Raw genomic sequence first — 19554 nt, forward strand, 5'->3', positions numbered from 1 at the left:
AAAACAGGTTTCGACGTTGAACGCCAATGCAATAAAGCGATGGTCGCCGTGCAATAAATGCATATGCGTAGTCCGAGCCCGCCAGCCCTGATTTATGCTTTTTTCCGCTGAACAAACCTGTAAATGTTATTTAAGCCTGACGCCGACGGTTCGCTAGTTTCATGACAGATGAAACGAATTATTAAGGAAAACCGTATGCAACAAGCCACCCTGTTGATCACCGCTTCGCCGATAACAGTGTCTTCCCGCTGGCGCTTGGGGATGAAGGTATTAAGTACCGCCCTGTTGATGGGGGCTGCGCTCGTTTCCACCGTTCAGGCAAACGACGCCGCCCCGCAGGATGCACAGAAGCCGACGGAGATTCGCATTGGTTTGCCGGACCAGAGCGCAGGCAGCAAACCCTTTATTCGCGGGCCGCTGGGGTTGGCGCATATTCGCCAACAGTTGGAGAAGGAATTTGAGCCGCAGGGTATTAAAATTCACTGGTCGTTCTTTAAAGGGGCGGGCCCAGCGGTGAATGAGGCGCTGGCAAACAAGCAGCTGGATGTGGTGTATCTGGGCGATCTGGCGGCGATTATCGGTCGTTCGGGGAGCCTGTCAACGCGGGTGCTGGTCGGGTCACGCGGTTCTAATTCTTATCTGGCGGCGACACCGGAATCGGGCATTCAGCGCATTGAAGACCTACGCGGCAAGCGGATTGCGGTCTACAAGGGGACGGCCGATCAGCTGTCGTTTGAGCGTGCGATTAAAAGCGTCGGGCTAAACGAGCGCGATGTGCGGGTGATCAATCTGGACTGGACGGCGGGCAAAGCGGCGCTGGCGGCCAGGCGCGTGGATGCGGTGTGGGGCGGCGTCTCTCTGCTGGCGTTGCGTAAGCAGGGCATCAATATTGTGACCACCAGCCGGGCGCTGGGCTGGCCGAACACCACGCAGGCGGCCGTGCTGGCGACGCAGGACTTTATCGACCGTTATCCGGGCACGACGCAGCAACTGGTGAATGTGCTGGTGGACAATGCGCAGTGGATCGGCGATGCGCAGCACCTGCCGGAATACACCGCGTTGATGGCTGAGCAAAGTCAGATTCCGCAGGCGATTTTTCAGGAAGAGCTGAAAGCGGAAGATCTCCCTTTCCAAAGTTCGCCGCGTCTCGATCCATTCCTGCTCAGCAGCTTGCAGGACAGCATCGAGCGGGCGAAAGCTGCCGGGTTGATTCGCAACACGTTCTCGGCCAGCGACTGGTTTGCCGGCCAGTTTGTTGACCGGGCGCTGAAAGCCAAAGGGCTGGAATCGAACTGGGCGGTGTATGACGCCAGCGGTAATCCGGTGAAATAATCACGAATGCGCTCACAGGGTCGGCAGTGCCGGAGCCGGTGAGCGCAGCCTGTCCTGCGCCAGTATGCTTTCGATCATCAGCTCAGCCAGCGGTGGCAGCGTTCTTTGCAAACAGGTGACAATACCGAAGCGGGTTTGCATATTTCCCCATTCCGGCGGCGTGCCCGTCAGCGGAATTTCTACCAACTGATGGCTTAATCGCCCCAGCGCAAAGCCATCTTCACTGGCGAAGCTGATGGCCTGCGTGTGTCGCAGGATGCTGAAGACGGAATAGATATGGTCACACTGAATCTGTGGCCGATAATCGGGCTGACGCGTTAACGCCGCGAGCACCTTGCGCATGCCAACGGGCATAAAAGGGGAGGCGAGCGGAAAGCGCAGGAGATCGTCCGGCGTCACGTTTTCCTGCTGCGCCAGCGGATGCGAGGAATGGCAGATAAAGAAGCAGCGTTGCTGGCTTAATGGCTGTACGTGGAGGTTGGTTTCCATTTCGGCCTGCCAGGTATCGGCAACGATAAAAGGCCACTCGTCGGCCAGCAGTCGCTCACGTAGGGACTGCCAGTTATCCACGCTGTAGGTGACTCTGGCGCGCGGACGAAGGGCATGGAAATGCGCGACGGACTTGGGAATCAGCGTGGTCGACGGTGCGGGGCCGCAGCCAAACGTCAGCTCGCCTTCCTGCGCCTCGCTGATCTGCCGCATGTCGGTCATTAATTCCCAGGACAGCTCCTGCATACGCCGCGCAAACGGCAGCAGCGTATTGCCCTGCCACGTCAGCGCAAAACGGCGGCTCTGACGGTCAATAAGCGGATGTCCCATCGTTTGTTCCAGCGCCTGAATGCTGCGGCTGAATGCCGATTGTGACAGGCAGACGGCCTCTGCGGCCTGTACAAAACTCCCATGTTCGGCCAGTGCAAGAAAATTGCGTAATTGCCGTAAATCCAGATGCATGTTGCAGCTACCTACCGTATCGATTTTCCCCACTTTTTAGGCGGAGGTCGGCTGGCAACGCAATGAACAAAAATTCATAACTTATAGCGAATTGATTGCTATAGGCCTCCAGCGCACGCAGGCCGCTGTCTGACGCGGTCAGCGGCTATTTCGCCAGCGCACAGGAAAAATCCTGAATTTCTTCCACGGACCCGAGACTCATATTGAACACGTCAAGACCGCTGGCGAGGAGTACCTTTTCGCCTGCTGGCGTGGAGACCATCGCGAGCCCGTATTTGCCGATAGATTCATCCCGCTGCTGGGCGTAGCGATCGAGCGTTTTGAACGGATCGCTTTGCGTCAGTTCGTTCGCCGTGAGCGTTTTTGCCAGATAGACGTGCCCGTTGATTTTGACTGGCAGCACTTTCCAGTCGCCAGAAAGCGTCGGGAATTGCTGATTCAACGTTTGATAAATTTCTGGGCGCAGACAGGCAATGTGGATATGCAGCTGGTTTTGCGTGCGGCCATAGCGTGAATTAATCGCCAGCGACAGATAGTCATCTCTGATCGGTTTACCTGCCTCGTTGGTGAGGCGACCGCGGCGCGCCCAGGCCTGCTCGAAGAAATTGGGTATACCTGGCTGCAAGAGTTCAGGGCTCTCGATGCCGCTGATTTTATCCGTTGGGAGCAGCAGGTCGTGATAGGGACCGTTTCTGTCATCGAAGAGCACGTAGCCTTCTGCCAGATTAACCTCCAGACAAGGGGCCGGTTTGCCGTTGCGCTGCTGATTGGGCACGCATTGTTCGCTGACGATCTCCCACAGTGCATTGCTGTTTCCTCGGCCGAACGACCACCACAGCACGGCAATCAGCAAGATGACAACGGGAATCAGAAGGAGAAGGAGCTTATTACGCGTCATGATGGATCTCCGGCAGAATGCAGCTGGCGCAAAACATCAGGGTAAACGGATCATGAGAAAGTGGCGAGGGTCAGTATGGTGCAGGAGCGATGTCATTAATATGACCTAGCGGAAAAGGCGAAAGCCTAATCGGTAACGGATTGTAAGGGAATCAGCGGTAAGAGGTATGCACGGTAAGAGGAAACGGCCTGCGGGATGACAGAAAATTATCCCGGCAGGCCGTTATGCTATGAATGTGTCATGACCGAAGTCAGAACAAAATCAGAATAAATCTACCCGCACGTCTACGCCAACGGTTCGGCCTTCGTTGACTTGCGCATAGCCCGATGTACCGCTCATGAAGCCAAAGGTACGGTAGCGGCGGTCGAAAACGTTATCCACATAGCCAGCGATATTCACCCGGTCGGTAGCCTGCCAACTGAGGCGCAGGTCGGTCGTGGTATAGGTGCCCTGACGCAATGCATTGTCGCCGTCGAAGTAGTGCGGACCTACCACGTTGAAGGCCAGACGCGGCATTAACGCGCCAAACGAGGTATCAATCAATCCGTTCAGGCTGGTGCCGGCACCGTAGCGCGGGACGAAGGGCACGCGTTTATCCTGATAGCTCTCACTGTCGCCGGTAAATTCAGAACGGACATAGGTGCCGTTGATATCCCATGACCAGTTGGGAACGAACTGCCACTTCAGCATCATCTCTATGCCGCTGGCGTCGGCGCTACCTGCGTTGCTGAGCGTTTGCATACCGACCGGGCCGGAATACAGCTGCATATCACGCGTGTGGGTGTGGAACACCGCGCCCTGAAGCTGCACATCGCCGCTCTGATAGCGCGAGCCGATTTCATAGTTAATCGATTTCTCCGCACTATACGGAATGGCCTGCGTGCCGGCGGCAGGTGAATAGTTAAAGCCGGTTGGCTTGTAGCCCTGCGCGACGCGGGTATAGACACGCCAGTCATTATTCAGCAGATAGCTGGCGGAGAGCTGTCCCAGCACCTGATCGTCATCGACGCTATTGCGGTCGCCCACGTTCATGCCGGAGAACTGCTGGTTGTAACGGGTTTCGGCTCTATCGTGCGACACGCGCAGCCCGCCGCCCAGATCGATACGGTCAGTCAGATGCCAGGTCAGATCGCTGTAGGCGGCTAAGGTCTCCGACGACGTATTGGCATTGCTCTTCATGAACGGAGCACCTGCCGTGCTGTAGGTCAGATCGAGTTTTTCACGCGTGTTCTGTCGGTAAAGACCGAACACCATATCCACCGTGCGGCCTGCACCGTGTGTCGCGGCACGCAGTTCCTGCACGTCCTGATTCCAGCGTTCCGGCATGTCGGCCATCAGCGTACTGTTCGGGAAGGTGCGGTCGTAATTTTGCTGCTGCCACGCGCCGATCAGGCTAAAGATCCAGTTATCGGTGGTGTATTTTCCGCTGAGCGACTGGCTGTGCGTGCAGCGGCGTAATGTCGGATCGGGGGCGCCCGCGGCGATCTCCAGTGTCCGATTTTTAGCATCGCCAAACGGCAGATAGGTATCCTGCGTGGCGCGCGTACAGTCTTCCGTCAGTGCCAGACTGGTTTCCCACGGCTGACCATCGGGGCCAGTCGCAGCCTAAGGTTCCCGACGCTGGATTTTGTCCCACCGAGATTATCGCTGCCTGTGGCAGGATTGGTCATCGCGCCTGAATCGACCTGACGCAGCAGCGTAACGCTACCGTACAGCAGGCCATCCTGAATGGGGCCGCTAAGGTTTATTTTGCCGTGATAGCCGTCGCGGCTGGCGACGCCACCTTCGACATAGCCACGCGGTGTGCTGTCCGGCTGCTGAGTCACGATGTTGATAATGCCGCCCTGTGCGCTTTTACCGTACAGCGTTCCCTGTGGGCCTCGCAGCATTTCGATACTCTCCACATCGGAGAGGGCTTGCACGGTGTTGGTGGCGAGCTGTGGTACGCCGTCCACGTAGACCGTCACGGCCGGGCTGTAGAAATCCTGGGCGGAAGACACGCCGCGCAGTGAGATGGAGGGGAACAGCAGGCTACCGTTATTGCCGAGGTTCAGGCCGGGCATCACGCGAGTCAGCTTGTCGGTGCTGGTCACGCCAGCATCTTTCAGCTCCGGTGCCGTCACGACGGTGGAAGAGACGTTATTGGCCGAGGCGGAATAGGGCGACTGTTTGCTGGCGGTGACAACAAGCGTATCGTCCTGAGCGGCAAAGGCGCAGGAAGAGAGAAACACGCCGGTTAAGGCGAGCGGATAAAGACGCATTATTTTCATTATTAAATCCCTGAAAAGACTAAAATCGCTGTCAACTTAACGGCTTTCATCACGACGCGCTTTATTACGATAAGGGAAGCGTGTGAGACAGAGAATGACGAAGGTTAAATGATAATCGTTTGCATTTTTTGAGCTACCCGTATCGGGTCTATTTCAACCCGAATACAACAGATTTCCGCGTGTTTTCCCTGCCTTAATCCTGTCCCCGCTGGCCTGCTGTAGCCGAGGGAATCCCCTCTGAAAATAGGCGGGAAAAGCGCAGAGATAGCCGCTTGGCGGGCCACAGGCTGGCGACGGCGAAGCAGGCCAGCACGCCCAGCGTGGTCTGGTAATTCGTGTGATGGGCTAACTGGAGCGCAGCAATCGACACGATCATGGCGACGGCGGCATCGGTGGATTGAAACAGCGCATAGTCGGAAGCGGGCTGATGCGGTCTGACTAGGCCCATCAGAACGTTGTATAGCGTGACAAACCCGATGGCGGCAGCCAGATTGACCACGCCAAAGAGCGCGATCCAGGCGTTCAACGGGTACAGCGGGTAGCCGACGGCCAGCACAATGGCTAACAGGGCGTGCACAACCATGACAGGCAACAGACAGCGCAGTGCACCCACACGTCGAATCAGGACATTAGCGAGCACAATTCCTACGCCGCTGACGGCGGTGCTGTACACGGTCATGACGATGCCCAGTTGGCCCAGGCTAAGCTGTCTGTCGATCAACATGACGGTCTGTAGCGCCATCATGCCGCGCATCGCCAGATAGAAAATGGCCGTGAAGGCTAATACTGGCCAGAGCGCTTTAAACGTCAGACGATTTAGCGTCGGGCGTGCGGCTTGTTGACTCTGACGATCCTGAGTATGGCTGTGCTGGATAGGGGATTGCCGGATATAGCGCAGCGGCAGGATGAGCATCAGCAGCGACAGCCCCGCCAGCGCGAAGAAGCCGCCTCGCCATCCTGCCTGTTCCGCAATACTCAGGAACGCATAAGAGCCGAACAGAATACCCAGATAGCTGCCGCCGACCTGTGCGGTATTCGCCAGCGCGCGGCTGGACGCGTTGGTGGTGCAGATCGTGATGCCGTCGGCATAGATATCGTGGCTGGCGGAGAGCAGCGCCAGCAGCATCAGCGCAATGATAATAGTGAGGACAGAGTGCTCGGGGGAGATGACGCCAATCACAACCAGCGTTGCCGCTATCGCGATCTGGAGCAGCACCAGACTGCCTAAATAGGGATTGCCGCGCAGAGGAAGCGCGTGACGCTCGCCCCACGGTGCCCACAGGCATTTAGCAATCCACGGCAGAAAGGTTAGCGACAACCAACTTAGCTGCGCAAGATCCAACCCAGCGTGGCGAAAATAGCCCGCCACGCCCTGCATAATGAGGGCGGTGATCATGCCCTGATGGAGGTAGAAACACCAATAGGGCAGATAGCGTGTCATCGAATTGTGCGTCATGGTTTGTCGCGATCCAGCAGCGTGATCGCCAGCGCTTCAAGCGAAGTGGCGACGACAAAATAGGCATGCGTATCAAGGAAAGGATGTGGCGTTGCAATGGAATCGGGCATGGCGGTTTCTCCGGCTTATTATGGAGAAAATGATAATCATTCGCTGTTGCAGCGCTACCCGAATCCAGTCTATTTGTACCCGTATCGGGATGAACGGTAGCGTTGGAGAACGACTAAATGTTCAGACGCTTGAAAGCGGAAGGCGTAACGCCGAACTGCTTTTGGAAGGCGGCACTAAAGTGGCTGGCGTTGGCGTAGCCCAGATCGGTGGCAACCACCATCACGGGCGCGCCCGTGACAAACAGCCGACGCCGCGCTTCGTGCATACGTTCGGCCTGAAATAACCCATAGATGCTGTTATTGAAGAGCTGACGGAATCCGCGTTTCAGTTTGAGTACGCTTAATCCGGTTTCTCTGGACAGCATGGCGATAGTGGGGGCCTGTGACAGATCCGCCAGCAGCAGATCTTTGGCCCGCAGCAGCTTTTGCCGATCGGCCAGGCTGAGCGTGTCCTGTTGGGGAATCGTGTCGGCATGTCCGGCGACGGCGAGGCTAACCAGAATCATGCTTTGCCCCAGCAGCCACAGCGGGGCATGACGGTTTTCACCGGCCTGCTGTGGGTGCGTCAGGCTGGACAACGCGTGGCTCAATACCTGAGCGGTCGCCCGCATCTCGGCATTGCAGTCGCAGTGGGTGCAGAGTCGGCCGGAATCCAACTGCTGTTGCAGGTTACCGGTGAGATCCGGCACCCAGTTAGCCAGTAGTTCAGGGCTCAGCGATACCGTGACGCTTTCAAACTGTCCGGCATAGGACGACGTGCCCTGACAGTCCGGGGTATAGCTAATGCAGCCCGATCCTTGCTTCAGCACATGTTCCCGTCCCCGATCGCCTTTCAGCGAGAATTGCGAATCGCCCTGCAACGAACAAGAAAAATTGATGCGTCCCCAGTCGTCATGCAAATGCATGGTTGTCGGCTGCCGGAACTTCCCGCGCCACACCAGAATATCCAGCCCCTCCTGAAGCGTGGCGCGCAGCAGGCTACAGTCCGCACCGGTATCCGGCCGCATGACGTGCAGTTCAGCGATCAAATTTGAAATGGTGACTTCAGGCTCGCTGGCGGCTTTCAGTGGGGAGGCATTCAATGGACAGACTCCTGAAGATACGGGTTGCGGTTATCGGACGATCTGGTCATCGGACGATCATCGCACCGCAGTTGATGACAGAAACCCGTACCGATTCGGGTAGAAATCGGCTCGAATCGGGTAGATACGCAATTGAGAATAGTTATTATTCCTGACTTTATTGCCGTCGTCGAGTTGATTTGCTTGTCTTGCAGATAAGCGACTGTGCGGGAAGGAGAAAAGAGAACAACTATGCCACATTCCGCTGTTGAGGGCGGTTCATCCGCTGCCGCGCCGCCTTCTACGCCACAGAACCGTGCCTGGCACATTATGTACCCCGTACGCGGGCAAATTCGTTTGGCGATGTGCCTGTCGGGGCTATCGGTTCTGGCTGGCATCGCATTTCTGCTTTTTCTGGCGTGGAGTATCCAACTGCTGATTGTGCAACCCGCGTCATGGCCGTTACTTACGATCAGCGGGGCCGTGCTGTGCTTGTGCGCCAGCTATCTGCTGCGTCTGCTGGCCTTTAATCAGTCTCACTACGCCGCGTTTCGGCTGGAAAATCAGATTCGCAGCGCGCTGGCGGAACAGCTGGCGCGGATCCCGCTGGGTGAGTTGCAGCGTCTGGGTACCGGTTCGCTGGCGAAGATCGTTCAGGATGATGTAAAAGCGCTTCACCTGTTTGTAGCGGACAGCACGCCGCTCTATGCCCGTGCCGTTGTGGCACCGCTGTGCACGGGGGCGTTACTGTTCTGGTTAGACTGGCGTTTAGCACTGGCCGCCTTGCTGGTGCTGGTCATCGGTGCCGTGGTGCTGATGCTGGCGATGCGCAATGCCGGTGAGATGAACCAGCGCTATAACCAGGCGCGGGAAGACGTCAGTACCGCCGTGATCGAATTTGTGCAGGCGATGCCGGTGGTGCGCACCTTCGATACGGGTGCCTCAACGTTTGGGCGCTACCAGCAGGCGCTGGAAAATTATCTGGACGTGCTTACGCGCTGGTATCAGCAGGCGGGGTTCTCGGCGCGTTTCTCCTTTGCCGTGCTTAACCCGCTTCCAACGCTGCTGGTGCTGTGCTGGGTGGCCTACGGTTTCTATCACTCTGGCGATCTTGATTTCAGCCTGTGGGTCGCGGTGCTGCTGCTCGGTAATGGCATGGCGGAGGCCGTCATGCCGATGATGGCGCTGAACCATATGGTGACGAAAACCCGATTGAGTATCAGCCGGATTCAGGACGTGCTGGCATTGTCGCCTCTGTCGGAAGCGGAAAGCGATGTCTTGCCTGCCGATGCCAGTGTGAGCTTTGAGCAAGTCAGTTTCCGCTACGACCAGCACGCGAGCGACTGGGTGCTGGAGGATGTCAGTTTTCAGGTACCAGCAGGATCGGTGACGGCGCTGGTGGGGGCGTCTGGCGCAGGGAAAACCACCGTGGCGCGGCTCATTCCCCGCTTTTGGGATGTGACGGCCGGGCGCATTTTGATTGGCGGCGTTGATATCCGGCAGATGAAAACCGCCACGCTCATGCAGCAGGTGTCGTTTGTTTTTCAGGAGTCATTCCTGTTTGCGGACACCATCGCTAATAACATCCGACTCGGCTTGCCTGAAAAAAGCATGGAAGAGGTGATTGCCGCCGCGACGGCGGCACAGGCACACGATTTTATCATGGCGTTGCCGCAGGGTTACGACACGCTGGCCGGTGAGCGCGGCCAGTTCCTGTCCGGCGGACAGCGCCAGCGTATCGCCATTGCGCGGGCGCTGTTGCATAACCGGCCGATTCTGGTGCTGGACGAACCGACGGCCTTTGCCGACCCGGAAAACGAGGCGGCGCTGCTGGCGGCGCTTGGCGTCTTAATGCAGGGTAAGACGGTCATCATGGTGGCGCACCGTCTGTCGACGATCCGCGATGCTGACCAGATCGTGGTCTTCGACCATGGACGGCTGAGCGAATCAGGTCGTCATGACGTGCTGCTGGCGGCACGAGGCCGCTATAGCGAACTGTGGCGACACTATGAGCAGGCGCAGAACTGGGCGCTAGGCAGCACATCGTCGAGCAACGGGCAGTCAGGAGATCGCGCGTGATGAACGAAAACTGTTCCTCCATAAGCCATTCCGCCATAACGACGCGGCTATCTGCGTGGTGGCACACGTATCGTCAACTGGAGCGGGTGACGGGTTCACAGTCTCGACGGTTCCGTCGGTGTTGCCTGAGCCTGCTGGCGGCGGCGATGACGCAGGGGCTGGCGCTGGCGTGCCTGTTTCCGCTGTTGTCGGCGTTCACCCACGTTGAGGCTTCCCGCGAGATAGCGATCTGGCTGGCGCTCATGACACTCCTGAGCCCGCTGACGCTGGTGCTGCGCTGGTATGGGCAAGGGTTTGAATACCGTGGGCAGCTTGCGACGGCGACCCATGAGCTACGTATGCGTCTGGGGGAACAGCTGCGGAGTATGCCGCTAACCACGCTCCAGTCCGCGCGGGCGGGGGATATCAACGCGCTGCTGTTGGGCAGCGTGGATGAGAACCTGAACTATATGCTGGCGATAATAAACCAACTGCTGTTGGCTATCGTGACGCCTGTCGTGATAGCGCTCGTCATGCTGATGGTGGAATGGCGATTGGGCGTGAGCCTGCTGCTGATCTTTCCTGCTATCGCGCTGCTTTATCGCTGGCGGCGGCCGGCATTTGCCCGCACGATGCAGGCGCTGGCGGAGGCGAATCAGCAAACCAGCGCCGACATTGTGGAATATGTACAGGGGCTCGCCGTGCTGAGAACCAGCTGTCAGCAGGCTGAACGTACATCGGCGCTGCGTCAGCGTTTTCAGCATCTACAGCAGATACAGACGTCGGCTCACCGCAGCGGTGCGAAACCCGGCGCAGTGGTTACTAGCGTCGTGGAGTTGGGCCTGCAAGGTGTGCTGATTTTGGGTATCAGCGGCGTTGTGGTAGGCGCATGGGATGTTGCTATCGTCGCCGCGATGATGGTGATCACTGTGCGTTTCTCTGAACCGCTGGCGACGTTTGTCAGCTATACGGCCGTGCTGGAACTGATTGATACGGCGCTGCATCGCATTGACGATTTGCTGGCGATTGAACCGCTTCCCGTACACCAGCCTGTCGAGATGCCGACGACGTATGCGATTACGTTCGAACAGGTGAGTTTTCGCTATGCGGACAAGGCTGAGGCGGTGCTCGATAGGGTAGATATCGCGCTGCCGGACAAGGGGATGACGGCGTTGGTCGGGCCGTCTGGCTCGGGGAAAACGACGATAACGCGACTGCTCATGCGTCATGCAGATCCGCAACATGGGCGCGTGTGTATCGGCGGCGTGGATATCCGCTGCATTCCAACGCGTGAATTGAATAAGCTGATTTCCGTGGTGTTTCAGGATGTCTATCTGTTTGATGATTCAGTGCTGGCAAACATTCGGATGGCACGCCCGGATGCCAGCGACGCAGAGATCGAGCGGGCTGCCGCCGCTGCACAGTGTCTGGACTTTATTCAGCGGCTGCCGCAGGGATGGCAAACGCGACTGGGCGATATCGGTGGCAGATTATCCGGCGGCGAGCGGCAGCGTATTTCGATTGCGCGAGCCTTATTGAAGGACGCGCCGATTGTGATTCTGGACGAACCGACGGCGGCGTTGGATACCGAAAGCGAGCTCGCCGTACAGCGGGCGATTGACCGGCTGGTTCAGGACAAGACGGTGATTGTCATCGCACATCGGCTATCGACAATTGTGGGCGCACATCGAATTCTGGTTGTCGAGAATGGGGGGATTTCCCAGCAGGGAACACATAATGAATTACTGCGTGCTGAAGGCCGTTATCGCGCGTTGTGGAACGCGCAGCAGAAGAGTAAGCGCCTATCCCACCTTAAGGTGCATGTAGAGGGGAGATAGACTTGATGGGATTATAACGGTTCCGGCTTGATGAGCTGTAATTCTACGCCCAGCCTGATGGCGTGTTTGGCATTCAGCACGCCCAGTTTTTTCACCACATTACCAATGTGAAACTTCACGGTGCTGATTTTGATATCCAGAATCAGCGCAATTTCCGGGTAGGTTTTTCCCATGCTGGCCCAGTACAGAATTTCGTTTTCGCGCTGGGAGAAAATCTCTTTGTCACCTTGCTTTTTGCTTTGAGGGCTTTGCGTCATCTCTTTGTAAAGCGTGGTGATTTTCTCATGAACGGCAATGAGCAGCATTTGCAGTTTGTCTTTGTTTTCCTCAACAATATTTTCCATATCCGTTGGCGCGTGTTCTTCAAACATAATTGATAGCGCTGCCAGATGATTATTGTTGTCATGCAAGACAAAGGTGTAGCCATTAACAATATCGTACTCTTTTGACAGATTAAAAATCTTGGAAAACTTCAGCTTAGAGTTAATAACGATGTTGTCTTCCCAGGAGAACGGCGAGACTTTATTTATCGCCGTTAAAATAACTGGATCGATATGCTGATAGTTATTTTCTTTATAGGTATTAACCCATTCCTGCGGGTAATTTGAGATGATCACAACCTGAGAGGGGTTCTTCTTGTTCATGATCATGTAGGCGTATTTCAGGTCGCCATACTGCTTTAACTTTCGGCCGAGATAGCTTTTTATCGTGTTATTGATAATTTCATTGTCAGAGCAAAATACAGACATGTAACGGCCTCAATAAAAGCAAGAAAGTACCCATGATATAGATGGCATCCTAAAAGTATAGTGCTGACCTATACCTAAGTCTAACTACTGTTACCCCATGATATCACTTATAATTTTTTCATGAACAGGACAATTTATAAAAAAATTCAAGAAAGTAAATTTTAAAAAAATTGTTACAAATTGATTTGCCAACCCAGGGAATTACCCATAATTTTGTTCCTGTTCCGTCTACTGAATTTAGGGTGTGTGGTATCAAACCACGCGCCCTAAAAACAGGGATCCCGTCATTCGGAGCTGGATAGTAAATAATCCGTTTTCGCTTATCAACCCCCATCGTCCTTTGCTGTTCATCGTCATGTCTTTCTCGTCCTTCTCCCGTTGTTACAGGCTGCAATGCGGCTTTGTGTAAAGAGGCGGCGGCGAGGCTAATGTTTTGATAATATTGCTATATCGAATCCTATTTTGCTCGTCAGCATCGGCTGGCAGGAGTGGTGATGAAAGTCCGCACTAAGGCTCGCCGTGAGGCCATCGTGAAAACAGCGGCGCTGCTTTTTCAGGAAATGGGCTATGAACGCGCCACCATGAATGAGCTGGCGAAGCGGGTCGGTGGTTCCAAGGCGACGCTGTATGGCTATTTTTCAACCAAAGAAGAACTGTTTACAGCTGTCGTTCGTGAACATGCGACCATGCATCTGTCCGAGGCAACGGCGGAGCTGATGACAGACACGCTGGCAGCCGAAACGCTGGACGTGCAGCTGACGCGCTTCGGCGAACGCATTCTCTACGTGTTGACCAACGATAGTAGCGCGATGGCGATTTATCGGATGGTGGTGGCAGAGGCCGGGCATTCCGATATTGGGTCGCTGTTTTATGATTCTGGCCCGAAAGAGAACGTCGATAAGCTGTCCGAGCTAATGGCGGCGGCGATAGCACGGCAGGAATTGAAACCCGGAAACCCACGTTTGCGGGCGTTACAGTTTTTGGCGCTGCTGACGGCAGAAATCGATGACCGCATATTCTACCGTCATTTACAGCCAATAAGCCTCGAACGCATCCGCGAGATTGTCGGGGATGCGGTCAGTATGTTTATGGCCGGTGCGGCGGCGTAGAGCAGGTGCCTTGGCGATTCGGCATCCAGCGAGTCGCCGTTGCGGCGATTTGCTCCGCTAGCCGCGTGACGGCCTGCTGCTGAGCGTGCAGCATGGCGGTATCACTGTTCGCCGACGGCTCGATAAACTGGCTGCGACAGATCAACCGTGCGCGTTCATCTTCTTTTCCAACGGCGCTTAGGCTCCAGTCTGCGTCGAACGTCACCGATTGGCCGGGCCAGCTATCAAATCGCCGAACCTGAAGCTGAATTCTGACTACCGGCGTGTCTGCCGAACGCACCAAGCCTGAAACATCCTGCGTGTTGAGACGCCGCGTCAGATCGGCAGAAAGCGCGGTACGGATTTCCTCACTCAGCGGGCTGAGCCAACGGTCGTTATCCAGCACGACGGCACCGCTATCACCCTGTCGAATAACGAGCTGCGACGTATCAAGCTGTGCGGGTATACCAACGGGCAGCACATCGATAAAAAAGGGTGCTGCATGTGTTGTGTTTGTCATAAAGGAGAGAGTTGCAGCAGGCGTCAGCAGCGTGTGGTAACGCACCTGAGGCGACGAGCAGGCGCTCAGCAACGCCATAACGGTAAGCGATAAGAATAATGCCACTCGTTTCATCTTGAAGATCCTTCTCGGGAAAGGGGACCGTGGTTCAATGCTGCCGACGATGAATCACTTGGTCGCCCTTGCAGCAGCGACTCCGGATGACGGTCAATCTGCTCGGCCAGACTGCGCAGGGCGCGTAAGGTGCGCTGAATTTCCTGTAGTGACTGCGTGATGCCCAGTTGCAGTGGCGAATCCTCTTCCAGAACATCCTGTGCGCGGCGTGTAGCCTGCTGCATTTGTTTCATCAGCCGATTGGCCTCTGGCAATGTTTGTCCGTTAACCTGTCGCAGCGCTTTATTGGTTTCTACCAGCGTGGTGTTCATGTTGCGGCCAATCTCATCCAGCGGCAGGTTATCGATCTTGCCGATGATGCTCGCCATCTGCGTTTGTAACCGATCGAATCCCCCATCGACGGTGGGCAGCACTAACGGGCGGGCGTTGAGATCAAACGGTGTCTTTGCCGCATCGGGCACAAAATCAAGTGAGATATAAAGCTGTCCGGTCAGCAAATTGCTCGGTGCCACTTGAGCACGCAGACCGTGTTCAACCAGATCGCGCGTAAACTCAGCCGTTTGCTGCTCGAGCGACATCGCCTGTTTAGGTAACTTATCCAGCACGTTGCCGAGCCGGTTAGGAAACACGTCAATGCTGACGACGGTTGGAAAGCGATAGCCCGTTTTACTGTAATCCAACTCAATGGCGGTCACGTAGCCGATTTTGACGCTGGAGAATTCAACGGGGGCACCGACCTCCAGACCGTGCAGCGAGCGGTCAAAGCGGAGTTTGAAGGGAGTAGGCGGGCCATCCGGTGGTGACAGGGCCGATTCCCGATCGTTCGCCAGCTTATAGGTGGTCAGCGGTTCCGGTCGGGCAATCGCGTTGTCCAGATCGGGCGTGGAAAACGCAATACCGCCAGCCATAACGGCCGCGAGGGTTTGTGTTCTGAGACGAAAACCGTTGGCGTCCACCGAGAGATCCACGCCGCTGGCATTCCAGAAGCGGGTATTTGGCGTAACAAATCGGTCGTAGGGCGCATCAATGAAAACCTGAAGCTGAACGCCGCGCCCATCGCGATTCAACTGGTAAGACGCGACACGGCCGACGGGGATGCGGCGGTAGTAAACCGGCGAACCACTATCCAGCGATCCGAGATCGTCCGCTTGGATGACAAAACGGCTGCCCGGCATGCCGTTAATCACCGCGGGCGGCGACTCTAAACCGATAAAGCGAGTTTCTCCCTGAGTCGATTCGCCTTTATCAGCTCCGATGTAAGCGCCGGAAAGCAGAGTATCGATGCCCGTCACGCCGTTGATGGCGACGCGTGGACGAACCACCCAAAAACGACTATCGGTATGCGCCAGATTTTCCGCATTTTTATTGAGCTGTACCGTGACGAGAACCTGCTGACTGTCCTGACTCAGCGAGATGTCTTTTACACTGCCTACCACGACGTCTTTATATTTGACGACGGTGCGACCCGCTTCAAGACCGCTTGCACTCTGAAAGGAAATCACGATTTCCGGCCCGGTGTCCGACCAGGTGTGAATCAGCATGGCGAGCCCCGTTAGCATGGCGAGTGCTGGTACCAGCCAGATTAATGAGATTCGCCAGCGTTGGCGGATAATCACCGGCTCGCCGGGTTGTTCGTGGATCATTTCTTGTCACCTTTCCAGATAAGACGCGGGTCATAGCTCATGGCCGATAGCATGGTCAGTATCACCACCAGCCCAAAAAAAAGAATGCCGCTGCGAGGTTCCGCTTCACTCAGCGGCGGAAATCTGACGAGTGCAGAGATGGCGGCAATGACGACGACATCCAGCATGGACCAGTAACCCACCCATTCCGTTAGCCGATACAGTGCCGCGCGTTCGGCCATCGCTTTACTGCTTTTTTGGCGAGACATAACGAGCAGCAGGCCGAGAATCAGAAATTTCATACAGGGGATGACAATGCTGGCAGTAAAGATCAGCAGGGCGATGCCGTAATCGCCGCTGTGCCAGAAATCCATCACGCCGCTTAAGATGGTGCTTTCGTTCCCCAGCCCGAAAAAACGGATGTACATCACGGGTAACACGTTCGCGGGAATGTAGAAAATCAGGGCGGCGACCAGTAACGCGGAAGAGAACGTGGTGCTGTCCTTATGGGAAGATGTCAACCGCGACTGGCAGCGTGGGCAACGTGCCGCGTCATGCGTGTCGGCATCATGCTGGCAGACGAGCCCGCATACCGGGCAGGCGACCAACGGCAACGGCTGGGCGGACAGATTACTTTTCATGGCTGACCACGCTGCGGTTGCTGTCCGTGGGCACCAGCGACCACAGCGGGCGCAGATCCAGACTGTTGACGACGACGAGCAGCAACATCAGCGCGGCCATCGCCCAGCAGCCCGCTCCCGGCATGACCTGCATAAAGCCGGAAAGCTTGATGGCGGCGATTAGAAAACCCAGCGTCGCAATCTCCAACATGCTCCAGGGACGAAGCCACAGCAGTATCTTCATCACGGAGATAAAACCGGGGGCGCAGCGGCCTTGGTTGGCGAACATCAGTACCCAGCCAGTCAGCATGATTTGCAGAAACGGGGCAATAATCAGGAGAAAAAGACAGCCTATCGCCAGCGGCAAGGTCGCCCCGTTAGCCAGCGCGAGCGCCGCTTGCCACAGCGTGGCCGTATTCTGTAGCGCATGGAAACTGACGCTCAGTACCGGATAGATATTGGCGATAAAAAACAGGACGGCTGCTGTTTGTATCAGCGCCAGCCGATGCCCGATATTCATCCAGCCTGAACGATAAAGTGTGGCCTGACAGCGTGTGCAGCGTGCCGCCTCACCGGGGTTTAACGCCCGGTAATGATGCACGCTGTCGCAGTGCGGACAGATAATTAAGTGGGGATAGATTGTCATCATGCTGTTCCGCACCGTGATAGTCGTTTTTCGCTTACTTCAGCATGTCAGCCAGTTCTTGCGCCGCTTTATCGATACCGACCTCTGCGGCGCTCAGTGCACCCACGCTGGCGCTGACGTTCATGGCGTTCGGATACTGCTTCGCGACATAGGCATTGAGCAGTTTGTTGGTCGTCGCATCATAAATTTCAACGGCATAGTTCACTGAACCGTTGAGCAGACCTTCTTTGCCACGGATGGACTGCACGATGTTGTATGGCCCGCCAGCCAGATCGAATTTGGTAAACGTACCGGCAACGGGCGTCGTGGTATCGGCACCCGCCAGCGTCAGTTTCAGCCGCAATGTGCCGGGGGCTGGCGAGGTCACTTCGTTGAAACGGGAGCGCAAGGTTTTACTGAACGTATCCTGCATATAGGCGGCCAGCGACTGCTTGTCCTGCTGTGACATGTCCTTAAACTGGTTATCGCTGCCCTGATAAATGCTGACTGGGTCGATGATGATGTGAGTGTATTGCGTCCAGTCGACGGGCGTGGTGTAGCGGTAAGGAATGCGATCCGCGTGCTCACCTGAGTTTTGCGCCAATTGCGAAAACGATGCGATGCCGCTGTAGCGCACGGGGGGATTACTCGCGCAGCCCGCGAGTACGACAGCCAGAGCCAATATGGTAGGACGTGCAACCCGGGATAATGTGAACATATGAGAATCCTGTAAAGAGAACCGCGAAATAGCGTGATAACACGCAGCCTTAGCCACACGACGTCCAGTCACGCCAACTGCTGAGGTGCCAGAGCACCATCACTGTTGCTATACGTAAGTGTCGGCATGCGTACTTTTTATAAAACTGAACCGTACGGTATGTTTTTAGTTTTTTCTGACTGCGGTGTCAAGAGAGGTGTGAGGTTTTCTTCTCAGGCAACATTTCTGTCACGATTTGGGATAAGGTGTTGGCAAATTCTGCCGATATTAATGATTCAGGGAATGTTATCTGCACCTTAAGGATGCTAGCCGACTGTTATACTGAAGAGGGCTGATATCCGTCTACTGGTCCGATGATTAGCATCGTTGGATGATAAGGTTGACACACTTAAAAAATATTTACGTTTGACGCTGGATAAGATTGAAGAACACGACTATCACGTACAGTGGAGCGGTCGGATGTTGGTTCCTGTTTGCTCACATCTCGAATGTTGCCTGGTTACGGTATACCTATAATGACAATGACTCGCACTGAGGAAAGCATGGATAATTTTCAAAAAGAAATTGATGAGAGAACAAACCTCACCTCTGCTAATAAATTTGAACTCTTATTATTCCAGCTGGGCAAATCACCTGAAGGTGGCAAATCTGAGCTGTTTGGCATCAACGTGTTTAAACTGCGTGAAATAGTGCCGATGCCTACGCTGACCAAAGCGGCTGGCATGAAATCGCCGATGCTGGGTATGGTCAACATTCGTGGACAAATCATTCCCGTTATCGATCTTCCTGCCGTAGTCGGCAGTTCATCAGAAACTGGCCTGAACATTCTCCTTATCACGGAGTATGCACGTAGTACGCAGGCATTCGCCGTGGAGTCAGTCGACGATATCGTTCGTCTGGAATGGAGCCAGGTTCTGGCCGCTGAAGCGGGCGTGAGCAGCTCCTATATCACAAGTATCGCGCGTCTTGATAACGACAAAGACAGCAACCGTCTGGCGCTGGTGCTGGATGTTGAACAGATTCTGTTTGATATCATTCCTGGCGATCGCGAAACCAAGCTCAAGAACGCAGAAGAGAAAATTTACCCTTATACGCCAGGTGCGATTGCGATTGTGGCGGAAGATTCCAAAGTCGCTCGTTCGCTGCTTGAGCAGGGGCTAACCCAGATGGGCATTCCGTTTAGTATGCACATCACTGGACAGGATGCCTGGAACAAGATTCGACAAATTGCGCTAGAAGCACAGTCGGAAGGCCGACCTATCTCGGATAAGATCTCAATGGTCCTGACCGATTTGGAAATGCCGGAAATGGACGGCTTTACGCTGACAAGAAACATCAAGCGTGAAGAATACCTGAAGAATATCCCAGTGGTGATTCACTCTTCACTGTCCGGTAGCGCGAACGAAGATCACGTACGCAATGTTGGCGCAGATGCTTACGTCGCGAAATTCGAGATCAATGAACTGTCGACGGCGATTCAGACGGTACTGAATAAAGTGAAACGCCGCTAATTAGTCAAGCGCG

General features: G+C 55.4%; 15 protein-coding genes and 1 pseudogene. 5 read left to right on the forward strand and 11 right to left on the reverse strand.

All coding sequences use genetic code 11. The features are described 5' to 3' along the window. Positions 1–195: 195 nt before the first annotated feature. On the forward strand, positions 196–1332 hold the full coding sequence (locus BJJ97_RS12775) for an ABC transporter substrate-binding protein (RefSeq protein ID WP_095994174.1): 1137 nt from the start codon (positions 196–198) through the stop codon (positions 1330–1332). Positions 1333–1344: 12 nt separating this feature from the next. Here BJJ97_RS12775 and BJJ97_RS12780 read toward each other — a convergent pair whose 3' ends face one another. The 5 genes and pseudogenes from BJJ97_RS12780 to BJJ97_RS12800 all read right to left on the reverse strand — a co-directional run bounded on the left by BJJ97_RS12780 (position 1345) and on the right by BJJ97_RS12800 (position 8099). Further along, entirely contained in the window at positions 1345–2283 is a 939-nt protein-coding gene (locus tag BJJ97_RS12780) for a LysR family transcriptional regulator (protein WP_095994175.1), read from the reverse strand. A gap of 145 nt (positions 2284–2428) precedes the next feature. After that, entirely contained in the window at positions 2429–3181 is a 753-nt protein-coding gene (locus BJJ97_RS12785; protein ID WP_095994176.1) for a CDP-diacylglycerol diphosphatase, read from the reverse strand. Between the two features lie 261 nt (positions 3182–3442). Next, positions 3443–5451 (reverse strand): annotated as a pseudogene (locus BJJ97_RS12790) (TonB-dependent siderophore receptor). Positions 5452–5644: 193 nt separating this feature from the next. After that, a complete protein-coding gene (locus BJJ97_RS12795; RefSeq protein ID WP_095994177.1) occupies positions 5645–6907 on the reverse strand; it encodes an MFS transporter in 1263 nt (420 codons plus the stop codon). A gap of 223 nt (positions 6908–7130) precedes the next feature. Further along, complete coding sequence (locus tag BJJ97_RS12800; protein WP_095994178.1) at positions 7131–8099, reverse strand: helix-turn-helix transcriptional regulator; 969 nt, start codon at positions 8097–8099, stop codon at positions 7131–7133. 231 nt (positions 8100–8330) lie between these two features. Here BJJ97_RS12800 and BJJ97_RS12805 point away from each other — a divergent pair, with 231 nt between their 5' ends. Beyond that, the gene (locus tag BJJ97_RS12805; protein WP_095994179.1) at positions 8331–10157 is read left to right on the forward strand and encodes an ABC transporter ATP-binding protein; all 1827 of its coding nucleotides are present in this window, start codon (positions 8331–8333) and stop codon (positions 10155–10157) included. Further along, positions 10157–11974 carry an ABC transporter ATP-binding protein gene (locus BJJ97_RS12810; RefSeq protein ID WP_095994180.1) on the forward strand — a complete coding sequence of 606 codons (1818 nt, stop codon included), beginning with the start codon at positions 10157–10159 and terminating at the stop codon, positions 11972–11974. The genes BJJ97_RS12805 and BJJ97_RS12810 overlap by 1 nt, the downstream gene beginning before the upstream one ends. Positions 11975–11985: 11 nt before the next feature. Here the strand turns inward: BJJ97_RS12810 and BJJ97_RS12815 are convergent, their stop codons facing one another. Beyond that, positions 11986–12723, reverse strand: a complete 738-nt coding sequence (locus BJJ97_RS12815; RefSeq protein ID WP_095699043.1) for a LuxR family transcriptional regulator — start codon at positions 12721–12723, stop codon at positions 11986–11988. Positions 12724–13217: 494 nt separating this feature from the next. Between BJJ97_RS12815 and BJJ97_RS12820 the strand changes: the two genes are divergently transcribed. Then, positions 13218–13832, forward strand: a complete 615-nt coding sequence (locus BJJ97_RS12820) for a TetR/AcrR family transcriptional regulator (protein ID WP_095994181.1) — start codon at positions 13218–13220, stop codon at positions 13830–13832. On the opposite strand, the gene BJJ97_RS12825 is transcribed toward BJJ97_RS12820, so the two are convergent. The 5 genes from BJJ97_RS12825 to BJJ97_RS12845 are packed head-to-tail and all read right to left on the reverse strand — an operon-like array spanning position 13810 to position 18030. Then, complete coding sequence (locus BJJ97_RS12825) at positions 13810–14445, reverse strand: PqiC family protein (RefSeq protein ID WP_095994182.1); 636 nt, start codon at positions 14443–14445, stop codon at positions 13810–13812. The genes BJJ97_RS12820 and BJJ97_RS12825 overlap by 23 nt on opposite strands. Further along, a complete protein-coding gene (locus tag BJJ97_RS12830; protein WP_095994183.1) occupies positions 14442–16088 on the reverse strand; it encodes a PqiB family protein in 1647 nt (548 codons plus the stop codon). Before BJJ97_RS12830 ends, BJJ97_RS12825 begins: the two co-directional genes overlap by 4 nt. Continuing rightward, on the reverse strand, positions 16085–16708 hold the full coding sequence (locus BJJ97_RS12835; RefSeq protein ID WP_095994184.1) for a paraquat-inducible protein A: 624 nt from the start codon (positions 16706–16708) through the stop codon (positions 16085–16087). Before BJJ97_RS12835 ends, BJJ97_RS12830 begins: the two co-directional genes overlap by 4 nt. Beyond that, entirely contained in the window at positions 16698–17333 is a 636-nt protein-coding gene (locus tag BJJ97_RS12840; protein ID WP_193438370.1) for a paraquat-inducible protein A, read from the reverse strand. The genes BJJ97_RS12835 and BJJ97_RS12840 overlap by 11 nt, the downstream gene beginning before the upstream one ends. 34 nt (positions 17334–17367) lie before the next feature. After that, a complete protein-coding gene (locus BJJ97_RS12845; RefSeq protein WP_095994186.1) occupies positions 17368–18030 on the reverse strand; it encodes a DUF3313 domain-containing protein in 663 nt (220 codons plus the stop codon). A gap of 542 nt (positions 18031–18572) precedes the next feature. On the opposite strand from BJJ97_RS12845, the gene BJJ97_RS12850 reads away from it, so the two are divergent. Further along, positions 18573–19541, forward strand: coding sequence for a chemotaxis protein (locus BJJ97_RS12850; RefSeq protein ID WP_095699050.1), 969 nt, complete (start codon positions 18573–18575; stop codon positions 19539–19541). Positions 19542–19554: the final 13 nt, after the last annotated feature.

The sequence above is a fragment of the Pectobacterium polaris genome (assembly GCF_002307355.1).
Taxonomy (GTDB): Bacteria; Pseudomonadota; Gammaproteobacteria; order Enterobacterales; family Enterobacteriaceae; genus Pectobacterium; species Pectobacterium polare.

What these genes read in the sequence shown, in the direction of transcription:
- BJJ97_RS12775 (WP_095994174.1), top strand. Translation starts at nt 196, where the DNA reads ATGCAACAAGCCACCCTGTTGATCACCGCTTCGCCGATAACAGTGTCT.
- BJJ97_RS12780 (WP_095994175.1), bottom strand. Translation starts at nt 2,283, where the DNA reads ATGCATCTGGATTTACGGCAATTACGCAATTTTCTTGCACTGGCCGAA.
- BJJ97_RS12785 (WP_095994176.1), bottom strand. Translation starts at nt 3,181, where the DNA reads ATGACGCGTAATAAGCTCCTTCTCCTTCTGATTCCCGTTGTCATCTTG.
- BJJ97_RS12795 (WP_095994177.1), bottom strand. Translation starts at nt 6,907, where the DNA reads ATGACGCACAATTCGATGACACGCTATCTGCCCTATTGGTGTTTCTAC.
- BJJ97_RS12805 (WP_095994179.1), top strand. Translation starts at nt 8,331, where the DNA reads ATGCCACATTCCGCTGTTGAGGGCGGTTCATCCGCTGCCGCGCCGCCT.
- BJJ97_RS12810 (WP_095994180.1), top strand. Translation starts at nt 10,157, where the DNA reads ATGAACGAAAACTGTTCCTCCATAAGCCATTCCGCCATAACGACGCGG.
- BJJ97_RS12815 (WP_095699043.1), bottom strand. Translation starts at nt 12,723, where the DNA reads ATGTCTGTATTTTGCTCTGACAATGAAATTATCAATAACACGATAAAA.
- BJJ97_RS12820 (WP_095994181.1), top strand. Translation starts at nt 13,218, where the DNA reads ATGAAAGTCCGCACTAAGGCTCGCCGTGAGGCCATCGTGAAAACAGCG.
- BJJ97_RS12825 (WP_095994182.1), bottom strand. Translation starts at nt 14,445, where the DNA reads ATGAAACGAGTGGCATTATTCTTATCGCTTACCGTTATGGCGTTGCTG.
- BJJ97_RS12830 (WP_095994183.1), bottom strand. Translation starts at nt 16,088, where the DNA reads ATGATCCACGAACAACCCGGCGAGCCGGTGATTATCCGCCAACGCTGG.
- BJJ97_RS12835 (WP_095994184.1), bottom strand. Translation starts at nt 16,708, where the DNA reads ATGAAAAGTAATCTGTCCGCCCAGCCGTTGCCGTTGGTCGCCTGCCCG.
- BJJ97_RS12840 (WP_193438370.1), bottom strand. Translation starts at nt 17,333, where the DNA reads ATGACAATCTATCCCCACTTAATTATCTGTCCGCACTGCGACAGCGTG.
- BJJ97_RS12845 (WP_095994186.1), bottom strand. Translation starts at nt 18,030, where the DNA reads ATGTTCACATTATCCCGGGTTGCACGTCCTACCATATTGGCTCTGGCT.
- BJJ97_RS12850 (WP_095699050.1), top strand. Translation starts at nt 18,573, where the DNA reads ATGGATAATTTTCAAAAAGAAATTGATGAGAGAACAAACCTCACCTCT.